The organism is Pseudomonas sp. Irchel s3b6 (assembly GCF_900187415.1).
GTDB lineage: Bacteria > Pseudomonadota > Gammaproteobacteria > Pseudomonadales > Pseudomonadaceae > Aquipseudomonas.
In genome coordinates this window covers 370,318-387,165 of record NZ_FYDM01000003.1, presented here as the reverse complement: position 1 = coordinate 387,165, position 16,848 = coordinate 370,318, and the positions used below count along the sequence as shown (strand labels likewise).

Sequence of the window (16,848 nt, the reverse complement as noted above, 5' to 3'; positions counted from 1 at the left end):
CGCACGCGATTGTGGAACAAGGTCCGCACCGGCAGTTGAGGCGCTGGATCGAGCCCTGGGGAACATTTCGCCAGGGCTCACGGTTTTATTCGGCAGGCGCCTGGGGCGAGACGATCCACATGCTGCAGGGCATTTTGTACAACAGGCTCTCCACGGTGCTGCCCACCAGGCGCGCCAGTCCGCGATGACTGACCCGTCCCATGACGATCACGTCCACTTCATGGGCTTGAACGTAATTGACCAGGACCTTGACCGGGTTGCCCATGACCATGTGGCGTTGCTCGGGTGCAATACCGTTTTGCTCGGTCAGTGTGTTGAACGCTTCGGCCTGGACGTCGAACAGCGTCTTGGCCGTACCGGGGGTGAAGATCGCGGTACTGCTGCGAAAATCGAACTCATCGGTGTCCAGGCTCGACAGGTCATGGGCGTAGACCACATCGACCTCTGCGCCGCAGGCACTGGCCAGTTTCACCGCTTCATGGAGTATCCGGTTGTTCAGGTCCAGGTGCTTGTTGCCGCTATGGAAGGGGTCTACGGCGGCGACAATCCTGCGCGGGAGGGCGCGTGCGTCATGGCTGACGAAGTGCAGCGGCACCTGGGACTCGCGCAGCAGATGCACGTCCAGCGGGGTAAACATCAGTCGTGAAATCAGCGACTCGTGCTTCAGGGCCTTGATCAGCGCATCCATGGGCTGCTCTTTGAGGTGAATCAGGATTTCCTGCAACGGATTTTCCACCCAGGTAACCTCGGTGGTCACGGTCAGCCCCAGTTTGCGCAAGGGCCTGGCCTGTTCCTCCAGCCATTGGCGGTGGCGCTCGACGTAGCCCAGGCGCATCTGCTCCATCGCCTGCTCGTTGACCAGGCTGGCGGTGGCCAGGCCTTCCAGGTAGTCGAAGGCCACGATATGCAGTGCGGCCCCTTCGGCTCTGGCCAGTGCCGCCGCCCTGTCGAACGCCGCGCTGTGTTCCATCAGTGGCGAGACGACCAACATGAAACGTGATTGACCGGACATGGCAACTCTCCCGTGATAAACGCCGTGACGCGAGTCCTTGAGGGCAACGATCCGTCGTCGGGCGTTGAAGTAGTGAACCGATCGTGCCGTGAACGGCGGGCGAGGGGTTGATCTGAATCAAACGGGCCATCGAGCAGCCTTGCTGCCCGACCTGCGGTCGCCCGGCACGGCTGCAATGCTCTAATTATTGACCATGATCGCGGGCAGTGCCGCCGAACGCATACCCCAACGGGGTGATTGGCGCTGGCGGGCGCGGTCCCTAGAGTAGCGGTCTTTCGCCGGTTCCAGCCGGTGCAGTCAATCGTGAAGGAGATGTCATGCGTGCACGTGAACTGGGTATCAGCCTGGGTTTGGGAGTACCGGGGCCGTTCAATGCCATTACCGATGTACCGGGCGTACGGGTCGGGCACAGCACCCTCAAGGACCGGGTCGACGGCAAGCAGGTCAGGACTGGCGTGACGGTGATTCAACCTCGTGCCAGTCATGCGCGGCTGCAACCCTGTTTCGCCGGTTGCCATGTGCTCAATGGCAATGGCGATGCCACGGGGCTGGAATGGATTCGCGAAGCCGGGTTGCTGGCAACGCCCATTGCTATCACCAATACCCACAGCGTGGGTGTGGTGCGCGATGCCCTGGTCGCGCTGGAGCGCGACAGCCTGGCAGACCCGGCCACCTACTGGTGCATGCCGGTGGTGATGGAAACCTACGACGGTGTGCTCAATGACATTTGGGGTCAGCACGTGGGGGCGCAGCACGTGCGGCAAGCGGCTGACAATGCCGCGACCGGTGCGGTGCCTGAAGGCGCCGTGGGGGGCGGCACCGGGATGATCTGCCACGAATTCAAGGGTGGGATCGGCACCGCGTCCCGTCGGCTGCCGACCGGGCAGGGCGGTTATACCGTCGGCGCACTGGTCCAGGCCAACCATGGTAAGCGTTGTGAGTTGCGGGTCGACGGCTACCCGGTTGGCCGGCAGTTGTCACAGGTCGATTCGCCTTTCGCGCAACAGGGCACGCCAGGCATGGGCTCGATCGTGGTGATCCTGGCCACCGACGCACCGCTGCTGCCGCACCAGTGCCAGCGCCTGGCACAACGGGCGTCCATTGGCATCGCCCGTACCGGCGGCGGGACGGAGGACTCCAGCGGTGATATTTTCCTCGCGTTCGCCACCGGCAACCAGGATCTGCCGCCGGCTGACTATGGGCGCAAGGACCTGCCCCTGAGCACCCCCCTGGCCATGCTCAACAACGATCACATTTCACCGCTGTTCAGCGCGGCGGCCGAAGCGGTGGAAGAGGCCATCATCAACGCCTTGTTGGCGGGCGAGAGCATGTGCAGCGACGATGGCCGACAGGTCAGTGCACTGGAGCCCGAGTTGTTGCTTCGTGCATTGCAGGCGTCGACGTGGGTTGCGCGGTGAGCGTGAAGGACGGCCAAAAAACTCAGGCCGTCCAACCCAGCGTCGCCAGGGCCAGCACGGCATAACGAGCGCCTTTGGCCAGGGTCACGATCAGCAGGAAGCGCCCGAGGGGTTCACGCATCACGCCCGCGACCAGGGTCAGCGGATCGCCGATGACCGGCAGCCAGCTCAACAGCAAGGACCAATGGCCGTAGCGTTGATAGTGCCTGCTGGCTTTTTCCAGATGCGCCGGGCTGACCGGGAACCAACGACGATCCTTGAAGTGCTCGATGCCACGCCCCAGCCACCAGTTCACCAGGGAGCCCAGCACATTGCCCAGGGTGGCGACCGCAAGCAATAGCCACAGCCAGTGCTGGCCGTTGAGCAACAACCCGACCAGCACCGCCTCGGACTGCAGGGGCAACAGTGTTGCGGCGCCAAACGCCGCGACAAACAGCCCGAGGTAACCCAGCAGCATTACTGGGCCGGGTAGTCGGCGATCACTTCATCGGTGCCATTTTTAGTCAGGCCGATCACTTGATACGCGTCGACCCGGTCGCCCATTTCCATGCCTGGCGAGCCGGTGGGCATGCCCGGTACCGCCATGCCCAGCAAGTCGTCACGCTTGGCCAGGACCAGCACTTGCTCGGCCGGAACGTGGCCTTCGACGAACTTGCCGTTGATCACGCCGGTATGGCATGAGGCCAGGCGCGGGGCGACGCCCAGGCGCTGCTTGACTTCGCTCATGTCGGGCTCGACGTGGTCGGTGACCTTGAAGCCGTTGTCTTGCAGGTGCGAGATCCAGGCGGTGCAGCAGCTGCAATTGGCATCGCGGTGGACATCGATCGGAATCAGCTCGGCCGCCAGGGCCTGGGTGCTGATGAACAAGGCGCCAAGGGCGGCCAGACGAAGTGAGTTGTGCATATAAATTCTCGTGTCGATCGTTTCATTCATCGGCTCAGAACCAGAGCCTCAAGCCGGCGACGAACCGCGCTTCACTGCGGTCTTCGCCTTCTTCGCCAGTGTAGTCGGCGGTGTTGCCGTAAGTGCTGCTCCAGGTCACGCCGATGTAGGGTGCAAACTCGGGGACGATTTCGTAACGCAGGCGCACACCGGCTTCGGTGTTGGCCAACCCGGCGCCGACACTGCGTTCAGGGTCGTTGCGGGTGTAGAAATTGACCTCGGCGGTGGGCTGCAGAATCAGTTTGTTGGTCAGCAGGATGTCGTATTCGCCTTCCACGCGGAGCGCATTCTGACCTTTTTCGCCGACGAAGAAGGTTGCTTGTGTTTCAAAGTTATACAGGGCCAGGCCTTGCAACCCGAATGCCGCCCAGGTTTGCGGTGAGCCGGGTTTGAAATCCTGGCGGACCCCGGTCACCACGTCCCACCATGGGCCGATGGCATGCCCCCACAGGGCCTGGACTTCGGCTTTCTCAGTGTGGCCGTTGGTGCGCTCACCCTCGGAGCGTACCCAGAGCCGATCGATGTCGCCACCGACCCAGCCACTCATGTCCCAAGCCAGGGCACTGCCGTCATCGGCATCCTGGTACTCCAGTTGGTCGACCAACCAGAAGCCATTGATCGCCTTGTCGTGCACACCATGGCCATTGACCGCCGGGAATGCCGCGCGGCGATCGGCGTCGCTCGGCACCGGTATCGGTGTGCGGCTGGTCGTGGGCGCCATCTGGCTGTGATCCATGGTACCCATCTGGCTGTGATCCATGGCTGGCATTGCGCCGTGCCCCATGGCGGAATGGTCCATGCTTTCGGCCGACTGGGTCGTGTTCATGTAAAGGCCGAGCAGGCCGGCAAGCAACAGGCGGGACTTCATGTCGGGCTCCCCGGTTCATCGACGCGCACTTCACGAAACATGCCCATCTCCATGTGAAACAGCAGGTGGCAGTGATAGGCCCAGCGGCCCAGTGCGTTGGCCGTCACCCGATAACTGCGGCGGGTCCCGGGTGGCATGTCGATGGTGTGCTTGCGCACCTGGAAGCGACCCTGTTCGTCCTCCAGGTCGCTCCACAGGCCGTGGAGGTGAATCGGGTGGGTCATCATCGTGTCGTTGACCAGGGTGATGCGCAGGCGCTCGCCATAGGTCAGGCGCAGCGGTTGGGCATCGCTGAACTTGATGCCGTCGAACGACCAGGCGAATTTCTCCATGTGCCCGGTCAGGTGCAACTCAAGGGTGCGCGACGGTTCGCGCCCGTCCGGGTCGGGGAAGGTGCTTTTGAGGTCGGCATAGGTCAGCACACGGCGGCCGTTGTTGCGCAGGCCGATGCCTGGGTCGGCGAGCTTGGCGCTGGGGCTCATGGTTTGCATGTCCACCAGCGGGTTGTCGGTTTCCGAGGCCGGGTGGGTTTGCATGGCGTTGCCCATGCCGGCCATGCTGCCGTGGTCCATGCCGCTCATCTGGCTATGGTCCATGCCTGCCATCGCGCCATGATCCATGCCCATGTCGGCCATGCTGATCAGCGGTCGAGGGTCGGGGCTGGGCACTGCGGCGCTGAGCCCCTGGCTCAGGGCCAGGGTGCCCCGGGCAAAACCGCTGCGGTCCATGGACTGGGCAAACAGGGTGTAGGCCCGCTCGTTGCCCGGCTCGACGATCACGTCATAGGTCTCCGCCACGGCAATCCGCAATTCATCGACGCTGACCGGTTGCACGTACTGTCCGTCGGCGGCGACGACAGTCATTTTCAAACCGGGCAGGCGCACGTCGAAGTAACTCATGGCCGAGCCGTTGATCAGCCGCAGGCGCAGTTTCTCTCCCGGTTTGAACGTGCCGGTCCAGTTGGTCTCCGGGGTCTGGCCGTTCATCAGGTAGCGGTAGGTCACGCCGCTGACATCTGCCAGGTCCGTGGGGCTCATCTTCATTTCGGCCCACATCGTGCGGTCTGCCACCGTGGTCGCCCAGCCGTCGCGGCTGACGTCCTCAATGAAGTCGCCCACGGTGCGCTTGTGCCGGTTGTAGTAGTCGGACTGTTTTTTCAGGGTGTGCATCAGGTGTTCCGGGGCCTGGTCGCTCCAGTCGCTGAGCATCACCACGTAGTCGCGGTCGTACTCGAAGGGTTCCGGGTCGCGGGCGTCGATCACCAGCGGCCCATAGACCCCGGCCTGCTCTTGAAGGCCCGAGTGGCTGTGGTACCAGTAGGTACCGTTCTGGTGCAGCGTGAAGCGGTATTCGTAGAGGCTGTCGGGGGCGATGCCCTGGAAACTCAGGCCTGGCACGCCATCCATGTTGGCCGGCAGGATGATCCCGTGCCAATGAATCGAGGTGTCCTGCTGCAACCGGTTACGCACGCGAATGGTCACGGTGTCGCCCTCGCGCCAGCGCAGCAACGGGCCGGGAATGCCACCGTTGATGGTCATGGCGGTGCGCGGGGTACCGGTGAAATTGACCGGTGCTTCGCCGATCCACAGGTCGAACTGGCTACCGCGCAACGTGGAGGGTTGATTGTCGGCAGTCACGGCCCAGGCCGGCGGTCGCCACAGGCCCGCGCCCGCCAGTAGACTGCCGGCAGAGAGGCCTTTGATGAAAGAGCGTCTTGAAGGTGTTGAAGGCATAACAAAGTCCCGTCATCCCTGATGCTTCAGGTTTGACGAGACCTTAAACAGCCCGTGCTGTCAGGAAACTGAGGCGTGGATTACAGATTTGTCAGGTGCGGGGCGCCCATGACAGAGGCAGGCGAGTACAGGGCGATTCGAACCCATAGCGCCAAAATGCCTCACAGGCATGTAACATGAGCGCCCGCTGGCTGCCGTTCACTCCCGAACGAAGGTGTGGACGTGGCGGGCAGCAGGATTCACACCGGACACCTATTTTCAGATTCAGGACTCCCGCAATGACCCAGTCGCAACGTTTGAAATACTCGTTTCTGATCACCCTGGCCGTACTGGGGATTATGCTTGGCCTGTCTTATCTGCAGAATGCCGGGATCATCAGCGAAACCCTGTTCCAGTACGTCGCCATCGCCGTGGCGGTGCTGGTGGTGGTGATCAACGGGGTGATGCGCCGCAAGGTCAAGCCCTGAGCGATTCCAGCAAGGCCTCAGCCTGTGGATGCAGGCTGTAGCTTTTGTCGGGGTTCAGGACGATCAGGCCTTCACTGCACAGGCGCTTGAGTACTTCACGCACGCTTAAAAAGGACAAGGGAATATCCAGTTCCAGCAGGTGGCTGTGCACCCCGCGCACCCCCACGGGCTGACCTGCCTGGGCGGCAGTCAGCAGCGCGTCGATCACTTTCAGGCGGATGAGGCTTGTGCGCAGGCCGTAGCTTTTAAGCAGCAGCCTGATGCAATCGTTATTCTGGCGTTCGGTGCTTTTGGCGAATACGCCGGTATCCTGTCTGAGAGAAACACCCTTTGGCGCGGTTTTACCATCCGTTGGTAATTGCGAGTTGTACATGCAAAAAACTCCTTTTCAGAACCTGTCCAGGAAATTGTGTTGAACGTCCTTTAGTCATTAAGACGAACGAGCGGCACAAATCATGAAGGCCTGAATGTAGAAATTTTGTCGAAAACACCTCAGTCACCGGTCAAGTGCCGTCATTTCGGGCTGATGCGCTTTAAATTATTGTCCGCCGATTCGTTCCTATGGCAAGCCACATTACGCTTCTTCGCCTGTGTGGTCCTTTCCAGGGCAGGGTTGGTTTCCCGCAGCGTCATCTTTCGGCTCGCCTGTCCTGGCTACTGTGTTCTTCGCCATCAGGAGTCAGCGTGATTATTTCCAGGCAGTTGCCCAGGTTGTGCCTAGCAGGTTGGTTACTGGGGCTCAGCGTATCGGCTCAGGCACTCTCTCAGACGGTCGAGACCGGCGCCGACATTCGCCGTACCAGCTTTGGCGTGCCACACATTCGGGCCGAGAACGAGCGTGGCCTGGGGTACGGGATTGGCTATGCCTACGCTCAAGACAATCTGTGCCTGCTGGCCAACGAAGTGGTGACGGTCAACGGCGAGCGCTCACGTTATTTCGGCGCGCAGCAGTTCACCCTTGAACAACGGGAAAATGGCGTCAGCGATGTGTTTTTCAGTTGGTTGAACAGCCCCCAGGCGGTGTTTGGCTTCTGGCAGGCGCAACCCCCGGCCGTGCGGCAACTGATTGAAGGCTATGTGGCTGGGTACAACCGCTATTTGCGTGAGCGCAGCGCACAAGGTCTGCCCGAACAGTGCCAGGGGGACTGGGTCCGGCCGATTACCGCACTGGATCTGGTCAAGCTGACTCGACGCCTGCTGGTCGAAGGCGGCGTCGGCCAGTTTGCCGAAGCGCTGGTCGGTGCCGCGCCGCCCAAGGCTGTCGCCCGGGAGCAGGGCGCCCGAGCGGCCTTCGAGGTCGCCGCCACGCGCCTGCAACGCTTTGCGCTGGACCGCGGTAGTAACGCCGTGGCCATTGGCCGGGACCGCTCCTTCAATGGGCGCGGCATGTTGCTGGCCAATCCGCATTTTCCGTGGATCGGCGGCATGCGCTTTTACCAGATGCACCTGACCATCCCTGGCAAGCTGGACGTGATGGGCGCGGCGTTGCCGGGACTGCCGATGATCAACATAGGTTTCAACCAGCACTTGGCATGGACCCACACCGTCGACACGTCCAGGCATTTCACGCTGTACCGTCTGCAACTCGACCCGAAGGACTCCACTCGTTATCTGCTCGACGGTAAATCCCTGCCATTGAGCCAGCAAACAGTCACGGTCAAGGCCAGGCAGGCCGACGGGCAGCTTGCGTCAGTCTCCCATGTGCTCTACAGCTCGGTGTTTGGCCCCGTCGTGCAATGGCCCGGCAAGCTGGATTGGGATCAGCAGTATGCCTACAGCCTGCGCGACGCCAACCTCGACAACGACCGCGTGCTCGAGCAATGGTATGCCATGAACCAGGCCAGCAACCTCAAGGACCTGCAAACGTCCGTGCACAGGATTCAAGGGGTGCCGTGGGTCAATACCCTGGCGGTGGACGATCAGGGGCAGGCGTTGTACATGAACCTGTCTGTGGTGCCCAACGTCGGCGTCGACAAGCTGGAAAAATGCAGCGACCCCCGCGCGGGCCTGGCCATGATCGTGCTGGATGGTTCGCGCAGTGCCTGCGCCTGGGACGTCGATAAAAACGCCGCGCAACCTGGAATTTTTGCCGCGGACCAACTACCGCAGCTGTTGCGCACTGACTTTGTGCAGCACTCCAATGACTCGGCGTGGATGGCTAACCCGGCTCAGCCACTGACCGGTTACTCGCCTTTGATCAGTCAGTCCGGACAAGCCCTGGGGCCGCGCACCCGCTTTGCCCTGGAGTATCTGGGGCAGTTGGCCAAGGCCGGCCCGGTGAAGGTCGAGGACCTGCAACACATGGTCATGGACAACCAGGTTTACCTGGCCGGCCAGGTCATGCCGGACTTGTTGCAGGTGTGCGCTGCTGGCCTGGGGGCTGACAGTGTGACCCTGGCCCCTCTGTGCGCCAGTCTCAAGGCTTGGGATCGGGCTGCCAACCTGCGCAGCGGCGCGGGTTTGGTCCACTTTCAGAATGTCATGGACGTGTTGTTGCAGGCCCCGGATGTCTGGCGTGTGGCGTTCGACCCGAAAGACCCGCTGCATACCCCTCGCGGGCTGAACATCGAGCGACCCGAGGTGGCGCGGGCGGTACGGCAGGCCATGCTGGCGTCGATCGAGCAGATGCAACGCGCGGGGCTGACGGATCGCCAGCGCTGGGGAGATGTCCAGGTGACCCGTCGTGGCGGGCAAGCCATTGCCATTCATGGCGGGCCGGCCGAACTGGGTGTCTACAACGCCATGCAAAGTGTGCCGGGCGAGGCGGGCAAACGTGAGGTGGTCAGCGGCACCAGTTACCTGCAGGTAGTGACGTTTGACGAGCAGGGGCCCCAGGCCCAGGGATTGCTGGCCTTCTCGATTTCCAGTGACCCTGGCTCGGAGCACGCTCGCGACCAGACCCTGGCGTTTTCAAAGAAACAATGGAGTGTCTTGCCGTTCACCGAGCAACAGATCAAGGCCGATCCTCATTACCGGCTGCAAACCATTCGTGAGGCGGTCGAGGGGGCTGGGAGTGTGGCGGCGCACTAGGGGGCTGGCCAACTGAAATGGAGCAGGCCGCGGCCCGAAAGGGTGCGGCCTTTTCAGTGTCTGGCAGGTTGGGCAGGCAGGGAGTTGAGCACCGGGTTGCCGTCTTCGTTGCGGGTCAGGTAAACCGGGAGCACTTTGGGCAGCGACGGGACGAGGGTTTTCAGCTCGCTGATGTTGTAGACCCCGCCGATGCGGATCAGGCCCGTGGCGTGGTCCGCCACCATCACTGGAGTACTCAGGTAGCGGTTGATCAGGGGCAGTGCCTCGTTCAGGGCGAGGTTGTTGATGACCAGCTTGCCGTTGCGCCATGCCAGGGAGTTGTCATTGGCGTAGGTCTGGCTAATCTGCGGTTGATAGTCGCCGCCCTTGTAGCGAGCCTGCATGCCCGGATCGAGATGCAGGCCGTCACCGCCAAGAGCGTCATTGCTGGTGACCAGTACCGAGCCTTCCACCAGCGTCACGCGAACCTGATCCTGATATTTCCAGACATTGAACTGAGTGCCGGTCACCCGAACCTGCCCGTCGGCGGCCTTGACCACAAAGGGGTGCAGCGTGTCATGGGTCACGCGAAAAAAGGCTTCGCCCTTTTTCAGCGTCACTCGGCGTTGATCCTTGTAGTTGCTGTAGGTCAGCTCGGTGCCCAGGTTCAACTCCACCTCGCTGCCGTCACTCAGGGTCACGGTACGCAAGGCGTTCTGCGCTTCGAAATGCTCGTAGGCATTGGGCAGCCAGCCCATTTGCCAGCCACTGAAGGCGGCCAGCGGCAAGGCCAGCAGACTGACGGCAGCGGCTACGGCCAGCGGCCGCCAACCCGAGCGCGGTGCCCGGTGCGCGGTGTGCGGCACGTGTTCCGCGCGCGGCAAGTGCTCGGACACCTCCCAGATCTCCAGCATCGCTTCATACTCGAACGCATGCAGCGGGTGGGCAGCACGCCATTGCTCGAACGCCTGACGCTCGGCGCTGGTGCAGTCATTGGAGTGCAGGCGCATGCACCAATGCGCGGCGGCGTCGGTGACGGCGTCGAATTCTGCTTGCGAGAGGGGCTTTTCGCTCATTGAGGCTTCCTGATTTCTTACATTCTAACCTTCGCAGTGAGCTGGCGAGAACAGCGATCATGGCGATTGCACATCAATGAAAGGGTTTTTCTGTCGTCTCCAGCCCCACGTCAGGACATGGCTGGGCAGTATCCTGAGTCGGAGTGAAGAAAAGGTCAATGAAACCGGGCGTTTGTGGTGTTCGCGGGATCGTCCGGGATGGTTTGCCGAGGGCTGGATCACCGAGTCGGGGACCGGGCCCTGTTGGCGGTGCAGTGGCGCAAAGGAAGTTGACAGTGGCCGCGCAAAACGGTGTTTAATCCGCGGGTAAGGTCCCGCGAACGCTGTTGCCCCCTCCAATAAAAATTCTGGAGCTTCAGATGTCTGTGCCACACGATCATGCTGTCAATGCAGCCTCGCCTCACTTGTCGTATGAAGCGTTGGTTGAGCTTCTGGATTCGATCTTTCGCCGACATGGCACCCGCCCCGAGGTCGCCTCGGTGCTGGCCGCCAACTGCGCCGGTGCCGAGCGCGATGGCGCCCACAGCCATGGGGTATTCCGGATTCCCGGGTATGTGTCGACGCTCAACAGCGGTTGGGTCAATGGCCAGGCGGTGCCAGTGGTAGAAGACGTGGCCTCGGGTTTTGTCCGGGTCGATGCCGGCAACGGCTTTGCCCAACCGGCGCTGGCCGCCGGCCGCGCATTACTGGTGGAGAAAGCCCGCAGTGCCGGGATCGCGGTCATGGCGATTCGCAACTCCCATCACTTTGCAGCGCTCTGGCCGGATGTCGAGCCATTCGCCTATGAGGGCCTGGTCGCGCTGAGCGTGGTCAACAGCATGACCTGTGTCGTGCCCCACGGCGCGGATCGCCCCTTGTTTGGTACCAACCCGATCGCCTTCGCTGCGCCCAGGGCCAATGCCGACCCCATTGTGTTCGACCTGGCCACCAGCGCCATTGCCCACGGTGATGTGCAGATCGCTGCGCGCAAAGGCGAACGCCTGCCACCTGGCATGGGGGTGGACAGCCTCGGTCAGCCAACCACTGACCCCAAGGCGATCCTGGAGGGAGGCGCATTGCTGCCTTTTGGCGGGCACAAAGGCTCGGCCCTGTCGATGATGGTTGAGTTGCTGGCTGCCGCGTTGACCGGTGGCAACTTCTCGTTCGAGTTCGACTGGTCCAACCATCCCGGGGCGAAAACCCCGTGGACTGGCCAGTTATTGATTGTCATCGACCCGAGCAAGGCTGCCGGGCAGGGGTTCGCCGAGCGTAGCGAGGAACTGGTGCGGCAGATGCACGGGGTCGGGCTGCGGCGTTTGCCGGGGGACCGTCGCCATCGCGAGCGCGCCAGGGCTACTGCTGAAGGCATCGTGCTGGATGCGCAGACGCTGGCGCAATTGCGGGAGCTGGCGGGGCAGTGAAGCTGCCCCGTGGCGAGCAAGCTCGCTCGCCACAGGGTAGGTGTTCGCAAGCCCCATGCTTGACGAGAGCTGACATGTGATCAAGACAGATGCTCCCACCTCAGACAGCGCTCACTTTAAGTCGGCTGTTCAGGGGGGTTAGCGACGTCCCAACAGCAGTCCGACCACCAGGCCGAAACCGGCGGCGATGGCCACGGTTTGCCAAGGGTGACCGCCAATGTAGGTTTCGGTCGCATCGACCACCGGCTGGGTACGCGCTCGCGCGTTGGACATGGCATCCCTGGTCTGTTGCAGTTTGAGTGCGATTTGCCCGCGCAGGTTGTCGGCTTCCTCGCCCACCAGTGATGCACTGCTTTTGAGCAGTTTCTCCGATTCCTCGATCAGCGCTTGCAGCTCACTGAAGGTCTGATCCTTGATTTGATCGTCTTGCGTGGCGTTTGTGCGAGCCATTGGGTAACTCCTGCAGGTAAAGGGGGGCTGTGAGCAATGGAGTGTAGGCGTCAGGCAAAAGTTGCAGCCGTTCCCACCATGCTCCGGGAAATCCATCTCTGGAGAAATCCGCCTACAGTGTAAGATGTCGCCTATTTTATGCCGCAGGTAATTCCCATGAGCTTCAATCTGGCCGACAAACCCCTTGCCGAGCGCGCGGCGCTTGAAGATGAAAAATCCCGTCTGTTCGACCTCTGGCAATCCAACCTGGGCAAGTCCAAGGGCGAGGCCGCCCGCTTGTTCGGCGAGCGCTCCAAGCGCAAAGGCAAATGGGCCGAGTGGGTCCGCTCCGAACTGGACGCCATGTCCCCGCCGGAATACGCCAACATGGTGCGCAGCGAAGTCAATCGGTTGATGGCCGCCAAGTAATGGCCGGTTTGCTGGCGACGGTCATCAGGCGTTGTGGTCGGTAAAACTGGCGACTATCGCTTCGCGCACTTTCAGCAGCAACGGATCGAGTTGGTTGTTGGTGCGCCAACCCAGTTCAATCGGGTAGCGCGGCAGATCCAGCGGGCAGGGCAGCAGTGCCAGGCCGCTGAGCGAGGCGATGCTGTGAGCGGCATGGGCCGGGATGGTCGCCACTGCCTGGCTGCCCTTGAGCAGGAACGGCAGCGCCGCGAAATGGGTGGTCGATGCGCACACCCGCCGGCTCAACCCCAGGCCCGCCAAACCCTCGTCGGTGATGCCGATAAAGCCCCCTGATGACACCAGAATGTGTTCGCGCGCGACAAACTCGTCGAGGCTGAGCTGCTGCCCGGTCGCGAGGCTGGCGGGGTCCACCAGACACTGGTAGCGGCCTTCCCCCAGTACCTGGCGGCTGAGCAAGCGTTCGCTCAGGCCGCCGGCCGTGATCGCCAGGTCAAGGCTGCGCTCCATCAGGGCCTGGCCGACGATCTGGCTGTGGGTCTGGCGGAAAATCAGCCGCAGCTTGGGCGCTCGCTCGGCGATCTCCTTGATCAGCCGTCGACCATAGGCAATCTCGAAGTCATCCGACATCCCGACGATCACCGATCGACCCTCGTATTGATGGGCAGTCGGATCGACCATGGCCAGGCTCTGCCGGCATTTGTTCAATGCATCACTGACCACCGGCTTCAACTGGTTGGCCCGTAACGTCGGCGCCAGACCGCGACCGGTCCGCACGAACAACTGATCGGCGTAGACCTCGCGCAACCGGCGCAAGGCGGCGCTCACCGCCGACTGGGTGACGCCCAGGCGCAGTGCGGCACGGCTGGCGCTGGACTCGTCGTGCAGGGCTTCGAAGACTTTGAGCAGGTTGAGGTCAAGGTTACCGATATTCATATGGCTCATATCATTCAGCACTGGATTGGGCTTTATTGATGATCGACGGTGGCCGGAGAATGAGCAATACCTCAATGCCCGGGAGTTACCGTGATGCCAAAGTCCATCGTCGCTGCACTGCAAATCGGTTCGTTGCCAGGGGGCAAGGGCGAGACCCTGGAACAGATCCTGTCGTATGAGCGGGCGATCATCGAATCCGGCGCCGGCTTGGTGGTCATGCCCGAAGCGTTGCTCGGCGGCTATCCCAAGGGGGAAGGCTTCGGCACCCGGCTGGGCTATCGGCTGCCGGAGGGGCGCGAGGCCTATGCCCGTTACTTTGCCAACGCCATTGATGTGCCAGGGGTCGAAACCGAGGCCCTGGCGGGTTTCAGCACGCGCACCGGTGCCAGCCTGGTGCTGGGGGTGATCGAACGCTCGGGCAGTACCTTGTATTGCACGGCGTTGTATTTCGAGCCACAGGCGGGGTTGGTGGCCAAGCACCGCAAACTGATGCCTACCGGTACCGAACGGCTGATCTGGGGCCAGGGCGATGGCTCGACCTTGCCAGTGATCGACAGCCAGGTCGGACGAGTGGGCGCGGCGGTGTGCTGGGAAAACATGATGCCGCTGCTGCGCACGGCGATGTATGCCAAGGGCGTCGAGGTCTGGTGCGCGCCCACCGTCGATGAGCGCGAGATGTGGCACGTCAGCATGCGCCATATCGCCCATGAAGGCCGCTGCTTTGTGGTCAGTGCCTGCCAGGTGCAGCCATCACCGGCCGACCTGGGTGTGGAGATTGCCGACTGGCCGGCCGATCGCCCGCTGATTGCCGGTGGCAGTGTGATCGTCGGCCCCATGGGCGATGTACTGGCCGGGCCACTGCGAGGCGGTGCAGGGTTGCTGACGGCACAGATCGACACCGATGAACTGGTGCGTGCCCGCTACGACTACGACGTGGTCGGGCACTATGCGCGCCCGGACGTGTTCGAGTTGACCGTGGACGAGCAGCCTAAACCCGGTGTGCGGTTTATCTGAGGCGCTCGCACTCTGATCGGTAGACGGTATCGTTGGATCTACCAGATCCCGGAATTGGGTCCGGCGATGCTCAACTGGCCGCTGTCGACAAAGCGCATCGTGCCGAACGCGCCACTGGCCAGTTTGCCACGCAATACGTAGGGCAGCTTGTCGAGGGTTTGTGTCAGGTCCAGCCCCAGGGTCTGGCGCAGCACCGAGAATGCCGAAACGCTCACCGGTACGCTGATGAGCGCCTCGGAAAAACGCGGGATCGAACCCCGTTGATCACTCACGCCCGAGGCCAGCGGCTGGCCATTGACCTCAAGGTTCAGGGCTACACCGTTGTAGTCGACAGGGGTTTCGTTGGGGTTTTGTACGCGCAGTTTCAGCGTAAAGCGCAGTTCCATGCCCTGGCTGGGCAAGGGTTCTATGCCGACCACATTGATGTCCAGCGGATCACGGTTGGGGAGCAGGGCGCAGCCGCTCAGACCGAGCAGCAACAGGGAAAGGCCAATCGCGAGGAATCTGCGCATCGATGAACTCTCGAAAACAAGGGGCGAGCCGCCAGCGGCTCGTCCCTTGAGCGGCATCAGCGGTGTGCCTGTAAGGCCACGCCAGGCTTGAGGGATTCGCCGTGCGGCTTGACGTCCGGATTCTCCATGACCTGGAGGATCGAAGCTTCCGGGTCGAAATCGTCTTCTTCCAGCTCGATGAATTCTTCGGGCAGAAAGATATTCAGCACGATAGCGCATAACGCGCCCACGGTGATCGGCGACTCGAAGATGTTGTGCAATGCCTTGGGCAGCTCGCGCAGCACTTCCGGCACGGCCGCGACGCCCAGGCCCATACCCAGTGAGATCGCCACGATCAGCATGTTGCGACGATGCAGCCCGGCCTCGGCGAGGATCTTGATCCCGGCGACGGCCACCGTGCCGAACATCACCAACTCCGCGCCGCCGAGTACCGGCTTGGGCATCAGTTGCAGCACCGCGCCAATCATCGGGAACAACCCCAGCAGCACCAGCAGGCCGGCAATGAAGAACGCCACATAACGGCTGGCCACGCCCGTGAGCTGGATGACCCCGTTGTTCTGGGCGAAGGTCACCATGGGCATGCTGTTGAACACGGCGGCCATCGCTGAGTTGAGACCGTCGGCCAGCAGGCCGGACTTGATCCGGCGAATGTAGATCGGACCCTTGACCGGTTGCTGGGAAATCATCGAGTTGGCCGTCAAATCGCCCGCGGCTTCCAGGGGTGAAACCAGGAAGATCACCGCCACCGGAATGAACGCCACCCAGTCAAAGTTGAAGCCGTACTTGAAGGGCACCGGCACGCTCATCAGCGGGACGTCGGTCATGGTGGCGAAATCGACATCGCCCATTAGCCAGGCGAGCAGGTAACCCAGGGTCAGCCCGATCACAATGGCCCCCAGCCTCAGGAAGGGCACATCGACCCGGTTGAGCACCACGATCACCCCCAGTACCAACGCCGCCAGGGCCAAGTGGTGGGCGCCGCCCAGGTCCGGCGCGCCGAAGCCGCCGGCGATGTCGGTCATGGCTACCTTGATCAACGACAGCCCCATCAGGGTGATGATGGTGCCGGTCACCACCGGGGTAATCAGCATCCGCAGCTTGCCGATAAACTGGCTGAGCACCACTTCGATGAAGGCGGCGAAGAAGCACACGCCGAAAATCGTCGAGAGGATCTCATCGGTGCCGCCGCCCCGGGCCTTGACCATGAAGCCGGCACTGAGGATCACGCTGATGAACGAAAAACTGGTGCCTTGCAGGCACAACAGACCGGACCCGATCGGGCCAAAGCGTCGCGCCTGGACGAAGGTGCCCAGGCCGGAAACGAACAACGCCATGCTGATCAGGTACGGAATTTCGCTGTGCAGGCCCAGGGCGCTGCCCATGATCAGGGTGGGGGTGATGATCCCGACGAAGCTCGCCAGCACATGTTGCAAGGCGGCAAAGACCGTTGCGGTGAGGTGCGGGCGATCGTAGAGACCGTAAATCAGGTCGGAACGCGGGGCAGTTTTCGAGTGGTCAGATGAGGTCACGGGGAGGGTGCCAATTAGGCCAGGTCAGAAAATGGAGGCGCAGGATGCCAGAAAGGCACTGCCGCCTAAAGCGACAA

At 62.2% G+C, this 16,848-nt stretch carries 17 protein-coding genes; 6 read left to right on the top strand and 11 right to left on the bottom strand.

All coding sequences use genetic code 11. The annotated features are described in order from the left end of the window. Positions 1 to 85: 85 nt before the first annotated feature. On the bottom strand, positions 86 to 1,012 hold the full coding sequence (locus CKW07_RS07795; protein ID WP_095144359.1) for a universal stress protein: 927 nt from the start codon (positions 1,010 to 1,012) through the stop codon (positions 86 to 88). Between the two features lie 317 nt (positions 1,013 to 1,329). On the opposite strand from CKW07_RS07795, the gene CKW07_RS07790 reads away from it, so the two are divergent. Next, positions 1,330 to 2,430, top strand: coding sequence for a P1 family peptidase (locus CKW07_RS07790; protein WP_095144358.1), 1,101 nt, complete (start codon positions 1,330 to 1,332; stop codon positions 2,428 to 2,430). A gap of 22 nt (positions 2,431 to 2,452) precedes the next feature. On the opposite strand, the gene CKW07_RS07785 is transcribed toward CKW07_RS07790, so the two are convergent. The 4 genes from CKW07_RS07785 to CKW07_RS07770 are packed head-to-tail and all read right to left on the bottom strand — an operon-like array spanning position 2,453 to position 5,973. Continuing rightward, positions 2,453 to 2,887 carry a YqaA family protein gene (locus CKW07_RS07785; RefSeq protein ID WP_095144357.1) on the bottom strand — a complete coding sequence of 145 codons (435 nt, stop codon included), beginning with the start codon at positions 2,885 to 2,887 and terminating at the stop codon, positions 2,453 to 2,455. Continuing rightward, a complete protein-coding gene (locus tag CKW07_RS07780; RefSeq protein ID WP_095144356.1) occupies positions 2,887 to 3,333 on the bottom strand; it encodes a DUF411 domain-containing protein in 447 nt (148 codons plus the stop codon). The genes CKW07_RS07785 and CKW07_RS07780 overlap by 1 nt, the downstream gene beginning before the upstream one ends. Before the next feature lie 34 nt (positions 3,334 to 3,367). After that, entirely contained in the window at positions 3,368 to 4,198 is an 831-nt protein-coding gene (locus CKW07_RS07775; protein WP_371850643.1) for a copper resistance protein B, read from the bottom strand. Positions 4,199 to 4,236: 38 nt separating this feature from the next. Next, a complete protein-coding gene (locus CKW07_RS07770; RefSeq protein ID WP_095144354.1) occupies positions 4,237 to 5,973 on the bottom strand; it encodes a copper resistance system multicopper oxidase in 1,737 nt (578 codons plus the stop codon). Positions 5,974 to 6,251: 278 nt separating this feature from the next. Between CKW07_RS07770 and CKW07_RS07765 the strand changes: the two genes are divergently transcribed. Beyond that, positions 6,252 to 6,440, top strand: coding sequence for a hypothetical protein (locus CKW07_RS07765; protein ID WP_095144353.1), 189 nt, complete (start codon positions 6,252 to 6,254; stop codon positions 6,438 to 6,440). On the opposite strand, the gene CKW07_RS07760 is transcribed toward CKW07_RS07765, so the two are convergent. Further along, a complete protein-coding gene (locus CKW07_RS07760) occupies positions 6,430 to 6,813 on the bottom strand; it encodes a fe2+ zn2+ uptake regulation protein (protein ID WP_095144352.1) in 384 nt (127 codons plus the stop codon). The genes CKW07_RS07765 and CKW07_RS07760 overlap by 11 nt on opposite strands. A 311-nt stretch (positions 6,814 to 7,124) precedes the next feature. On the opposite strand from CKW07_RS07760, the gene CKW07_RS07755 reads away from it, so the two are divergent. Further along, positions 7,125 to 9,470: an acylase gene (locus CKW07_RS07755; RefSeq protein ID WP_095144351.1), complete on the top strand. Its 2,346-nt coding sequence runs from the start codon at positions 7,125 to 7,127 to the stop codon at positions 9,468 to 9,470. A gap of 53 nt (positions 9,471 to 9,523) precedes the next feature. Here CKW07_RS07755 and CKW07_RS07750 read toward each other — a convergent pair whose 3' ends face one another. Continuing rightward, the gene (locus tag CKW07_RS07750; RefSeq protein ID WP_095144350.1) at positions 9,524 to 10,525 is read right to left on the bottom strand and encodes a FecR family protein; all 1,002 of its coding nucleotides are present in this window, start codon (positions 10,523 to 10,525) and stop codon (positions 9,524 to 9,526) included. 359 nt (positions 10,526 to 10,884) lie between these two features. Between CKW07_RS07750 and CKW07_RS07745 the strand changes: the two genes are divergently transcribed. Then, positions 10,885 to 11,925 (top strand): Ldh family oxidoreductase, encoded by a 1,041-nt coding sequence (locus CKW07_RS07745; RefSeq protein ID WP_095144349.1) that lies wholly within the window; start codon positions 10,885 to 10,887, stop codon positions 11,923 to 11,925. A 138-nt stretch (positions 11,926 to 12,063) separates the two neighbouring features. Here CKW07_RS07745 and CKW07_RS07740 read toward each other — a convergent pair whose 3' ends face one another. Then, a complete protein-coding gene (locus CKW07_RS07740; protein WP_095144348.1) occupies positions 12,064 to 12,375 on the bottom strand; it encodes a YqjD family protein in 312 nt (103 codons plus the stop codon). Between the two features lie 156 nt (positions 12,376 to 12,531). Here CKW07_RS07740 and CKW07_RS07735 point away from each other — a divergent pair, with 156 nt between their 5' ends. Beyond that, positions 12,532 to 12,783 (top strand): hypothetical protein, encoded by a 252-nt coding sequence (locus CKW07_RS07735; RefSeq protein ID WP_019690567.1) that lies wholly within the window; start codon positions 12,532 to 12,534, stop codon positions 12,781 to 12,783. A 24-nt stretch (positions 12,784 to 12,807) separates the two neighbouring features. Here the strand turns inward: CKW07_RS07735 and CKW07_RS07730 are convergent, their stop codons facing one another. After that, on the bottom strand, positions 12,808 to 13,725 hold the full coding sequence (locus CKW07_RS07730) for a LysR substrate-binding domain-containing protein (RefSeq protein ID WP_095144347.1): 918 nt from the start codon (positions 13,723 to 13,725) through the stop codon (positions 12,808 to 12,810). Between the two features lie 84 nt (positions 13,726 to 13,809). On the opposite strand from CKW07_RS07730, the gene CKW07_RS07725 reads away from it, so the two are divergent. Next, on the top strand, positions 13,810 to 14,730 hold the full coding sequence (locus CKW07_RS07725; RefSeq protein WP_095144346.1) for a carbon-nitrogen hydrolase family protein: 921 nt from the start codon (positions 13,810 to 13,812) through the stop codon (positions 14,728 to 14,730). A gap of 38 nt (positions 14,731 to 14,768) precedes the next feature. Here the strand turns inward: CKW07_RS07725 and CKW07_RS07720 are convergent, their stop codons facing one another. Together CKW07_RS07720 and CKW07_RS07715 are read right to left on the bottom strand one after the other, a co-directional pair. Beyond that, positions 14,769 to 15,242, bottom strand: coding sequence for an LEA type 2 family protein (locus CKW07_RS07720; RefSeq protein ID WP_095144345.1), 474 nt, complete (start codon positions 15,240 to 15,242; stop codon positions 14,769 to 14,771). A gap of 56 nt (positions 15,243 to 15,298) precedes the next feature. Continuing rightward, a complete protein-coding gene (locus tag CKW07_RS07715; protein WP_095144344.1) occupies positions 15,299 to 16,771 on the bottom strand; it encodes a nucleobase:cation symporter-2 family protein in 1,473 nt (490 codons plus the stop codon). Between the last annotated feature and the right edge of the window lie 77 nt (positions 16,772 to 16,848).

What these genes read in the sequence shown, in the direction of transcription:
- CKW07_RS07790 (WP_095144358.1), top strand. Translation starts at nt 1,330, where the DNA reads ATGCGTGCACGTGAACTGGGTATCAGCCTGGGTTTGGGAGTACCGGGG.
- CKW07_RS07780 (WP_095144356.1), bottom strand. Translation starts at nt 3,333, where the DNA reads ATGCACAACTCACTTCGTCTGGCCGCCCTTGGCGCCTTGTTCATCAGC.
- CKW07_RS07720 (WP_095144345.1), bottom strand. Translation starts at nt 15,242, where the DNA reads ATGCGCAGATTCCTCGCGATTGGCCTTTCCCTGTTGCTGCTCGGTCTG.
- CKW07_RS07750 (WP_095144350.1), bottom strand. Translation starts at nt 10,525, where the DNA reads ATGAGCGAAAAGCCCCTCTCGCAAGCAGAATTCGACGCCGTCACCGAC.
- CKW07_RS07735 (WP_019690567.1), top strand. Translation starts at nt 12,532, where the DNA reads ATGAGCTTCAATCTGGCCGACAAACCCCTTGCCGAGCGCGCGGCGCTT.
- CKW07_RS07725 (WP_095144346.1), top strand. Translation starts at nt 13,810, where the DNA reads ATGCCAAAGTCCATCGTCGCTGCACTGCAAATCGGTTCGTTGCCAGGG.
- CKW07_RS07795 (WP_095144359.1), bottom strand. Translation starts at nt 1,012, where the DNA reads ATGTCCGGTCAATCACGTTTCATGTTGGTCGTCTCGCCACTGATGGAA.
- CKW07_RS07765 (WP_095144353.1), top strand. Translation starts at nt 6,252, where the DNA reads ATGACCCAGTCGCAACGTTTGAAATACTCGTTTCTGATCACCCTGGCC.
- CKW07_RS07730 (WP_095144347.1), bottom strand. Translation starts at nt 13,725, where the DNA reads ATGAGCCATATGAATATCGGTAACCTTGACCTCAACCTGCTCAAAGTC.
- CKW07_RS07745 (WP_095144349.1), top strand. Translation starts at nt 10,885, where the DNA reads ATGTCTGTGCCACACGATCATGCTGTCAATGCAGCCTCGCCTCACTTG.
- CKW07_RS07785 (WP_095144357.1), bottom strand. Translation starts at nt 2,887, where the DNA reads ATGCTGCTGGGTTACCTCGGGCTGTTTGTCGCGGCGTTTGGCGCCGCA.
- CKW07_RS07760 (WP_095144352.1), bottom strand. Translation starts at nt 6,813, where the DNA reads ATGTACAACTCGCAATTACCAACGGATGGTAAAACCGCGCCAAAGGGT.
- CKW07_RS07775 (WP_371850643.1), bottom strand. Translation starts at nt 4,198, where the DNA reads ATGAACACGACCCAGTCGGCCGAAAGCATGGACCATTCCGCCATGGGG.
- CKW07_RS07770 (WP_095144354.1), bottom strand. Translation starts at nt 5,973, where the DNA reads ATGCCTTCAACACCTTCAAGACGCTCTTTCATCAAAGGCCTCTCTGCC.
- CKW07_RS07740 (WP_095144348.1), bottom strand. Translation starts at nt 12,375, where the DNA reads ATGGCTCGCACAAACGCCACGCAAGACGATCAAATCAAGGATCAGACC.